The sequence below is a fragment of the Streptomyces ipomoeae 91-03 genome (assembly GCF_000317595.1).
GTDB lineage: Bacteria > Actinomycetota > Actinomycetes > Streptomycetales > Streptomycetaceae > Streptomyces > Streptomyces ipomoeae.
The window spans coordinates 1-8,783 of record NZ_AEJC01000630.1 but is presented as its reverse complement, the minus strand read 5'-3'; the positions used below and the strand labels follow the sequence as shown (position 1 = coordinate 8,783).

Sequence of the window (8,783 nt, the reverse complement as noted above, 5' to 3'; positions counted from 1 at the left end):
ACCGGCGTCAGCCCTTCAGCTCGGCCGCCACCAGCTCCGCGATCTGCACGGCGTTCAGGGCCGCGCCCTTGCGGAGGTTGTCGTTGGAGATGAAGAGGGCGAGGCCGTGTTCGACGGTCTCGTCCTTACGGATGCGGCCGACGTACGACGGGTCCTGGCCGGCGGCCTGGAGGGGGGTCGGGATGTCGGAGAGGGCGACACCCGGGGCGCTGGAGAGGAGTTCCGTCGCGCGCTCCACGGAGAGGGGGCGGGCGAAGCGTGCGTTGACCTGGAGGGAGTGGCCGGAGAAGACCGGCACGCGGACGCAGGTGCCGGCGACCTTGAGCTCCGGGATCTCCAGGATCTTGCGGGACTCGTGGCGGAGCTTCTGCTCCTCGTCCGTCTCGTTCAGACCGTCGTCGACGATGGACCCGGCGAGGGGCACGACGTTGAAGGCGATGGGGCGCTTGTACACGGCCGGCTCGGGGAAGTCGACCGCCGCACCGTCGTGGGTCAGCTTGTCCGCGTCCGCCACGACCTTCTGGACCTGCCCGTGCAGCTCCGCGACACCCGCGAGACCGGAGCCCGACACCGCCTGGTACGTGGCGACGACCAGCGCCTCGAGGCCCGCCTCCGCGTGCAGCGGACGCAGTACCGGCATCGCGGCCATGGTCGTGCAGTTCGGGTTGGCGATGATGCCCTTGGGGCGGTCGGCGACCGCGTGCGGGTTCACCTCGGAGACCACCAGGGGCACCTCGGGGTCGCGCCGCCACGCCGAGGAGTTGTCGATCACGACCGCGCCCTGCGACGCCACCTTCTCCGCCAGCGCCTTGGAGGTCGCGCCGCCCGCGGAGAAGAGCACGATGTCGAGGCCGGTGTAGTCGGCCGTCGCCGCGTCCTCGACCGTCACACCGTCGATGACCGACCCGGCCGAGCGGGCGGAGGCGAACAGGCGCAGCTCGTCCGTCGGGAAGTCGCGGTCCTTGAGGATCCTCCGCATGACCGTGCCGACCTGACCGGTGGCTCCGACGATTCCGACCCTCACGGCGACTCCTTCTGTAGAGCTGGCTTTACCGGGCTTGCGCGTTTTGCGTGGCTTGTATGTGTCTGTTGTATGGCCGAGGCGTTTCCATCATGCGGCCAGCCCCGGTCCGCCTGTCCAATCGTTTGACCGGCTCGCTCACACCATGGGACGTCCCTGGGGCCCGGCGGAGGCCCGGGTACAGCCCGGTTCTTCGGCCACCACCCCAGCTGAGCTGGAGAAATTCACCCTACGACGGCCCCGCGCCGAAAGCTGTGCTGCCTCGCCCCTGCCCGCCGCCACCACACACACGCCAAGGTGTGACGTACGCCTCTGCGGGGCCCGGCGAAAGCCGGCCGGACGTCCCGAACGTTTCGGCCCACCCCGGCGTCGTAGGGGAAACGCGGGAGGGGAGGGGTGACCGTGCTGCGCAGAAAGGCGCGCCGCGTCCAGGAGGTGGACGATCCGCCGCACAGGGGGGACACCGGCGTCGATCCGCTGGACGCGGCCCAGGAGCGGCGGGTCCGGGCGGTGCTCGCGCTCGGCGGAGTGCCGCAGTCGGACCTGCTGGACGGGGTGCAGCAGGTACGGCTGCGGCTGCTGGAGCGGGCCGCGAGCGGCCGGGAGGCACCGCGGGACGTGTCCGCGTGGGCGGCGGTGGTCGCCTCCAACCTGGCGATGGACTGGCACAGGGCCAAGCGCCGCCAGGAGCGCCTCGGTGAGCGCCTGGCCTCCCTGCGCCAGCTGGAGCACCCCTCCGGCGAGGACTCCAGCGTGCTCTCGCTCGCCGTGGCCCGAGGTCTGGACGAGCTGCCCGACGCCCTGCGCCAGGTGGTCGTCCTGCGCTTCTACGCCGACCTGCCGGTACGCGGGATCGCCGAGGAACTCGGCATCCCCGAGGGCACGGTCAAGAGCAGGCTCCACTCGGCGGTCCGCGCCCTGCGCGCCCGCCTGCACGAGGACGAGGTGGTGTGACGTGGCCGCCCGGGACAACAGCCGACGCGACGCCGAGTACGACGACCTGGAGTTCCAGGACGACCTGGAGTTCCAGGACATCGAATCCCAGGACACCGGATCCCAGGACCTTGACTTCGACGGCCCCGTGTACGACGGCATGGACGCGTTGCTGGCCGCGCTCACGGATGAACCGCTGCCCGAAGAGGCCCTGATCGACGCGGAGTTCATGGCGGCCCGGCGCTCGGCCGTCGCCGACGTGGCCCTGTTGCGGGAGCAGCTGGGACTGATCGGCGAGGCCCTGGCCGACACGGGGGCGGACGCGGCAGCGGGCGCCGGAGCGGACACGGGCGCCCGGGACGCGGAGACCGGCGGTCCGCCGGGGCGACTCGTGGCCGCGCGGCCGGGGGACGCGGCCGGTGCCGAGACGGGCCCCGGGGACGAGTCCGCGCCGGCGGAGGCCCCCGGGCGCGAACCCGAGGAGGCCCCCGTACCGCCGGTGAGGCCCCTGCCGTCGCGGCCGGTCCGCACCCGGCGCTCGCGCCGCCCCCTGGCCATCGCCGTCGGCACCCTCGCCGCCGCGGTCGCCGCCTCCGTCGTCGTCGGCCTGGGCTGGCTCGTCGTACAGACGGGCGGCGGGGCGGACGCGACGTCGTCGGACTCCGCCCGCTCGGACACCGGCGCGGGTGCGAAGGCGAGCGCGGAGAGCGGTGACGACAGCGGCAAGCTCAGCCACAGCGGTTACGTCGCCTGCGCCCGCCTCATCGTCGAGGGCACCGTCGTCTCCCGCGAGCCCGTCCCCGGCACCCGACAGGACCGGGTCACCGTCGACGTGGACCGCTACTACAAGCCCGACAAGGGCGCCGACGAGATCGTCTTCCCCATGGACGAGGACCTCGACCCCCGCCTGGAGGAGGGCGACCACGTCCTCATCGGCATCCCGCGGACCGGTGCCGAACCGGACCTCTGGACCACCGACGAGGCCGACATCGCCCGCGACCGCGTCTGGATCGAGGAGACGCTGAAGAACCAGGAAGGCCTGACATGTGAGTGAGGGCGGCCCGGACGGGGTCCTGAGACACCTCGGGACCCCACCGGACGCGCCCAACGGCGAACGGCCCGCCGGAGAACCCGACGGGCCGTCGTCAACAACCGGTCACTCCTGGTCGTCCCACGTCCAGGTCGTCTTCTCGCCGGGGACGATCACCCCGGTGAGGTCGTCGACCGCGACGACCGCCCGGTCGGTGGCCGGGGTGCCCGCGGCGTTGCCGACGACGAGGACCGTCGCGGCGGAACCCAGAGCCAGCAGGGCGAGGACGCTCAGGCGCCGTGCCTTCGTCGAGGAATGCACAACCGTTCCTCTTTCGTGTGGGGGTCGGGGGAACAAAGAGAGGGCCCCAGTGGGGCATGACCGATCATGATGCATCCAGGGGGGATTTGTGCGTGTCCTCGGTGGCCTAATGCGGCCATGGCCGGACGGTGCCACATGCCCCGGCCGATTCCGGGTAGGTGGCCCGCTGCGCTCTGAAGCCGGTCCCGGCGTACGGCCTCCGGGTTCTTGAGCCGGTCCCGGCGCAAGCCCCTTGCGTTCCGAAGCCGTCTCCGGCGTACGCCTCCTGCGCTCTGGAGACGTCCCCGGCGTACGCCTCCTGTGCTCTGGAGCCGTCCTGGCCGTACGGCCCTCGGTCTCTAGAGCCAGCCCCGGCGTACGGCCTCGGCCCCCGCCTCGAAGCGGCTCTGCGCGTCCAAACGCTTCATGAGGTCGGACATCAGGCGTCGGATCGTACGCACGGAGAGCCCCAGCTTGCGGGCGATCCCCTGATCCGTCATCCCCTCGGACAGCAGCTTCAGCAGCACGCGGTCCCGTTCGCTCGCCTCGTTCTCCGCCGCCGGCGGCCGGCTCGCCTCGCCCAGCGGCACGCCCTGCGCCCAGACCAGCTCGAAGAGCTCCGCGAGGGCCCGTACGACTCCGTGGTAGCGCACGACCAGGGCGCCCTGGCGGCTGTCCTCGGCGTTCACGGGCACGACCGCGACCTCGCGATCACAGATGATCATCCGCATCGGCAGCGCGGGGACGGTCCGCACCTGACCGCCCATGGAGGTGAGCCAGGTGGCGTACTCGGAGGTGGCGTAGTCGTTGCGGACGCTGTCGAGGTAGACGGACCGCATCCGTACGCCCCGGTCGAAGGACTCCTTGTCCAGCGGGCGGGCCGACTCCAGCCCGGCCGCGCTCACGGCGCCGCCCGGCGTGAACGTGCACACCTCGTGCACCGCGTCCCGCGACAGCTGCTCCAGCCGGGTGCGGACGGCGTCCACGCCGACCAGATGCTCGGCACCTCCCGTGTGGCGCAGGCCCAGCGCGGTGTACTCGGCGGTGAGTTCGGCGACGGTGGCCTGCTGTCTCGTCAAGTGGGCGCGCTCGGTGTCCAGTTCGGCCTCGCGGCGGCGCAGGGCCGGGCTGAAGACCGTCTCCGGGTTCATCGGCAGGAACGTGGTGTCCGTGACCGGGCTGAGCAGGGACAGGTCCGCGAGCCGGTCGACGGCCGCCTTCACGTCCTGCTCGGGAAGGTCCGTGTGCTGCTGGATCTCCTCCAGGGTCCAGGACGGGTTGGTGAGGAGACTCCGGTAGACGCGGAGGGCCTGGGGGTCGGATTCCAGAAACTCGTCCAGCATGTTTGACCCCTTACCTCCTCTTTTCCCGGAAGCGAATTCTAGTTCGATCAGTACGGGTTTGGCAGAGGATCCCGGATCTTGGCAGCACAGTGCCATGGCTGGATGCGGCCACCCTTCACCCCTGGCGTACGGGAAGTTGGCGAGCCGAAGATCGTGGCGCAGCGAACCGGAGGGGCGGGTGCCACGGGGGTGTACCCGCCCACTTCCCTCAAATCCCGTGCGTCCGCCAGGCGTCCGTTGAGTAACGTCTGTGCATGCGCGAGGAGTTGCGGGTGGCGGCCTACGCCGTATGTGTACGGGACGGGCAGATGTTGTTGGCCCGTTGGGTGTCCAGGGAGGGCTACAAGCGGTGGACCCTGCCGGGCGGTGGCATGGATCACGGTGAGGACCCGTACGACACGGTCGTCCGCGAGGCCGCCGAGGAGACCGGTTACGAGGTCGAGCCGACCACTCTCCTGGGCATCGACTCCATGAACCGCGACTACTCCCGCCGCCTGGGCACCCGCGCGGACTTCCACGCCCTGCGCATCATCTACGAGGCCCACATCACAGGCGGCACGCTCCGGCACGAGACAAACGGCTCCACGGACATGGCGAAGTGGCACCCCCTGTCCGACGTTCCGACCCTGGACCGGGTGGGCCTGGTGGACGTGGGCCTGACCTTGTGGCGAACGCGCCCCCCGAACGGCCACTTGACGACCCAGGTGAGCCACTGACTGCCGGTGGGTGGGGGCTCGCTTGTGGCCAGGGGCGCGAACAGGCGCCATTCCCCCCTCACATGAACAAGGAGTGACCACTTCCCCCCGGCCCCCCTCACATCAGGGAACCCCCAATCAACGCGACCGGTACTCAAAGATCCACGTACCGTGATCGGCGCCACCCGTTGCCGCCTCGTTAACGTCCAGGTCACCCCGACTGCCAAGCATCCAGTACGAGCGGGAAACACCCTTCGGCCGAACCCGGCCGGAGGCCCCCGCGACCACTGCCGAAGCGTTCGCACTCGGGGAGACGCGCCATGTCGCGCATACGCTCAGTCGCTGCCGCCGCCACCAACCCTGACCGCCGTGCCTTCCTCGCCGCCACCGGCGCGGTCGGCCTCTCGGCGGGCATCGGACTCGCCCTGCGGCCGGACACCGACGTCCACACCTCCGCCGCCACCCCCGACCGGGCCGCCCCCGTGTCCCTGTCGAACCGCGAGGCCCCGGCCGCCCCGCTCAGGCCGTACACGCGGGGCACGACCCTCGCCTCGGTGGCCGCCCCCCGCAACGCCTCCGGCTACCGCCGACTGGGCGACGGCCCGGCCTGGAAGCGGGTCGTCCGCGCCGATCTGGCGACCCCCAAGTCGGGCCGCGAGACCCGCCGTACGACGCTCGCGTCCTTCGTGCAGTTCACCGATCTGCACGTCGTCGACGTCCAGCACCCGCTGCGCTACGAGTATCTGCGCGCCCAGACCGCCAGCGCCTGGCGCCCGCAGGAGGCACTGTCCGTGGCCGGCGCCGTCTCGCTCGTCGAGCGGGTCAACTCGTTGCGGGGAGCCCCCGTCACCGGTTCCCCGCTCCACTTCGTGATGACGACCGGCGACAACACCGACAACAACTCCAAGACGGAACTCGACTGGTTCCTGAAGGTGATGAGCGGTGGCCGTATCACCCCCAACTCCGGTGATCCGCGCCGCTACGAGGGCGTCCAGAACAGCGGCCTCAAGCTCTACTGGCAGCCCGACTCGACCCTGCGCGACGCCGACAAGCGGCTCGGCTTCCCGCACCTCGACGGCTTCCTGGCCGCCGCGATCCGCGAGGTCAACAGCCCCGGTCTGAACGTCCCCTGGTACTCCACGGTCGGCAACCACGACTCCCTCCCCGGCGGCTGCTACGCCCCCGGTGACTCCTTCTTCGCCGAGTTCGCGGTCGGCGGCAAGAAGCTGATGAGCCTCGACGAGCAGGTCGGCAAGGCCATCTGGGACAACGTGAAGAGCGGTGGCGACCCCCGGGGCGCCGAGTGGAAGGCCATCCTCAAGGCCCAGGCGAAGAAAATGCGTTCGGTCACCCCGGACGAGAACCGCGCCCCCTTCACGCCCCTGGAATACCTGAAGGCCCACCTGAACCCGGCCCACAAGGGCTACGGTCCGGTCGGCCACGGCTACTCGCAGGCCAACGTCGACGCGGTCACCCAGTACTACGCCTTCCGCATCGCCGACGACGTCATCGGCATCAGCCTCGACTCCACCGACCCCGGCGGCCACTACGAGGGCTCGCTCGGTACGGCCCAGCTCAAGTGGCTGGACCGTACGTTGAAGGACGCCGCCAAGGACGGCTCGTACGTCATCGTCTTCAGCCACCACACCAGCAGGACGATGCGCAACCTCCGCAAGGACCCGTCCCGTCCGGGCGAGGCCCGTCACGGCGGCGACGAGGTGCTGTCCCTGCTGGGCCGCCACCGCAACGTCCTGGCCTGGGTCAACGGCCACAGCCACCGCAACCGCATCACCCCGCACCCGTACGCGAACGGCGGCTCCTTCTGGGAGATCTCGACCGCGTCCCACATCGACTTCCCCCAACTCGCCCGCGTGATCGAGCTGGTGGACAACAAGGACGGCACGATCTCCCTGTTCACCACCCTGATCGAGTCGGCGGCCCCGCACGCCACGGACTTCGCCGACCTCAGCCAGACGGGCCTCGCCGCCCTCTACCGGGAGCTGTCCTTCAACGCCGCCGGCCGCCGTGACACCCTCACCGGCACATCCGGTGACCGCAACACGGAGCTTGTACTCCGAAAGAGCTAAAAACCGCTCAACCATGGCACTTCGATCAACCTTCGTATCAGGTGCCGTGTCCCTCTTCGCGACCGAACGTTGTCGAAGCCGACGAACTTCTCGGCCGGAGGCGAAGGGGGAAAAGCATGTCAGTACGCACACGAGGGGTGGTGGCCGCGGCGGCGACCGTGGCGCTGGTCGTGCCGGTGGCACTGGCCGCGCCCGCGGTGGCGGCGACACCCGCGTCCACGTCCACCGGCTCCACGTCCACCGGCGGTGACCACCGTGCGACGCGCGAGGCCATGGACGCCAATGTGAAGGACGGCGTCGTGGGCATCACTCTCCAGGCGAAGGACGAACACGGCGTCTGGAAGGCGAGGGCCGGCGTCGGCGACCTGAGGACGCGCGCCCCGCGCGGCGCCCACGACCGCTTCCGCGCGGGCAGCATCACCAAGACCTTCGTCGCCACGGTGCTGCTCCAACTGGAGGCCGAGGGCAGGCTGTCGCTGGACGACAAGGTGGAGACATGGCTGCCGGGCGTGGTGCGCGGCAAGGGCCACGACGGTCGCAGGATCACCGTCCGTCAACTCCTCAACCACACCAGCGGCGTCTTCGACTACACCTCCGACGAAGGGCTCGGCCGGGACGTCTTCCTGGCGGACGGCTTCCTCAAGAACCGCTACCGCACCTGGAAGCCGCAGGAACTGGTCGCCATCGCCATGAAACACAAGCCGGACTTCGCCCCCGGCACCTCCTGGAGCTACTCCAACACCAACTACCTGCTGGCCGGCATGGTCATCGAGAGCGTCACGGGCAACTCGTACGCCGACGAGATCCGCGACCGCGTCATCGACCCCCTCGGCCTGCACGCCACCCGGCTCCCCGGCACCGACCCGAACGTCCCGAAGCCGCACAGCCGCGCCTACTCCAAGCTCGCCGAGTCCACGACCGGCAAGACGTACGACGTCACGAAGCTGAACCCCTCGGTCGCGGGCGCCGCGGGCGAGCTGATCTCCAGCTCCGCCGACCTCAACCGCTTCTACTCGGCCCTGCTGCGCGGCGAACTCCTTCCGCGCAAGCAACTCGCCGAGATGAAGACGACGGTCCCGGTCGGGGGCGGGCTCGGTGGCTACGGCCTCGGCCTCATCGAACGCAAGCTCTCCTGCGGTGTCCGACTCTGGGGCCACGGCGGCGGCATCCACGGCTCCTCCTCCGAATCCGTCACCACCACCGACGGCACCCACTCGCTCACCTTCAACTTCAACAGCGACTGGACGGGCGACAGAACGGCGATCGTGGAGGCGGAGTTCTGCGGCAAGTGATCGTGCCGCGTCCCCGGGCGAGTTGACACGGCCCCTGGCCGGCGCACACAGCCCCGCCGCCGAGGCGAACAGCCCCACCCGG

General features: G+C 70.4%; 8 protein-coding genes. 5 read left to right on the top strand and 3 right to left on the bottom strand.

What is annotated here, in order from left to right:
• Positions 1–7: 7 nt before the first annotated feature.
• Complete coding sequence (locus STRIP9103_RS41435) at positions 8–1,024, bottom strand: aspartate-semialdehyde dehydrogenase (protein WP_009338937.1); 1,017 nt, start codon at positions 1,022–1,024, stop codon at positions 8–10.
• A gap of 399 nt (positions 1,025–1,423) precedes the next feature.
• Here STRIP9103_RS41435 and STRIP9103_RS41430 point away from each other — a divergent pair, with 399 nt between their 5' ends.
• Together STRIP9103_RS41430 and STRIP9103_RS41425 are read left to right on the top strand one after the other, a co-directional pair.
• Positions 1,424–1,975, top strand: coding sequence for an RNA polymerase sigma factor (locus STRIP9103_RS41430; RefSeq protein ID WP_009338928.1), 552 nt, complete (start codon positions 1,424–1,426; stop codon positions 1,973–1,975).
• Between the two features lies 1 nt (position 1,976).
• Positions 1,977–3,008 (top strand): hypothetical protein, encoded by a 1,032-nt coding sequence (locus STRIP9103_RS41425; protein WP_009338935.1) that lies wholly within the window; start codon positions 1,977–1,979, stop codon positions 3,006–3,008.
• 102 nt (positions 3,009–3,110) lie between these two features.
• Here the strand turns inward: STRIP9103_RS41425 and STRIP9103_RS41420 are convergent, their stop codons facing one another.
• Positions 3,111–3,305, bottom strand: coding sequence for a hypothetical protein (locus STRIP9103_RS41420; RefSeq protein WP_048821976.1), 195 nt, complete (start codon positions 3,303–3,305; stop codon positions 3,111–3,113).
• 338 nt (positions 3,306–3,643) lie between these two features.
• On the bottom strand, positions 3,644–4,627 hold the full coding sequence (locus tag STRIP9103_RS41415) for a LuxR C-terminal-related transcriptional regulator (protein WP_009338930.1): 984 nt from the start codon (positions 4,625–4,627) through the stop codon (positions 3,644–3,646).
• Between the two features lie 254 nt (positions 4,628–4,881).
• Between STRIP9103_RS41415 and STRIP9103_RS41410 the strand changes: the two genes are divergently transcribed.
• The 3 genes from STRIP9103_RS41410 to STRIP9103_RS41400 all read left to right on the top strand — a co-directional run bounded on the left by STRIP9103_RS41410 (position 4,882) and on the right by STRIP9103_RS41400 (position 8,701).
• On the top strand, positions 4,882–5,343 hold the full coding sequence (locus tag STRIP9103_RS41410) for an NUDIX domain-containing protein (protein WP_009338940.1): 462 nt from the start codon (positions 4,882–4,884) through the stop codon (positions 5,341–5,343).
• Between the two features lie 299 nt (positions 5,344–5,642).
• Positions 5,643–7,409 (top strand): TIGR03767 family metallophosphoesterase, encoded by a 1,767-nt coding sequence (locus tag STRIP9103_RS41405; protein WP_009338934.1) that lies wholly within the window; start codon positions 5,643–5,645, stop codon positions 7,407–7,409.
• Between the two features lie 116 nt (positions 7,410–7,525).
• Positions 7,526–8,701: a serine hydrolase domain-containing protein gene (locus tag STRIP9103_RS41400; RefSeq protein ID WP_009338932.1), complete on the top strand. Its 1,176-nt coding sequence runs from the start codon at positions 7,526–7,528 to the stop codon at positions 8,699–8,701.
• The last annotated feature ends 82 nt before the right edge of the window (positions 8,702–8,783 follow it).

Coding starts and splice junctions, on each gene's coding strand:
- STRIP9103_RS41415 (WP_009338930.1), bottom strand. CDS start 4,627: ATGCTGGACGAGTTTCTGGAATCCGACCCCCAGGCCCTCCGCGTCTAC.
- STRIP9103_RS41410 (WP_009338940.1), top strand. CDS start 4,882: ATGCGCGAGGAGTTGCGGGTGGCGGCCTACGCCGTATGTGTACGGGAC.
- STRIP9103_RS41405 (WP_009338934.1), top strand. CDS start 5,643: ATGTCGCGCATACGCTCAGTCGCTGCCGCCGCCACCAACCCTGACCGC.
- STRIP9103_RS41400 (WP_009338932.1), top strand. CDS start 7,526: ATGTCAGTACGCACACGAGGGGTGGTGGCCGCGGCGGCGACCGTGGCG.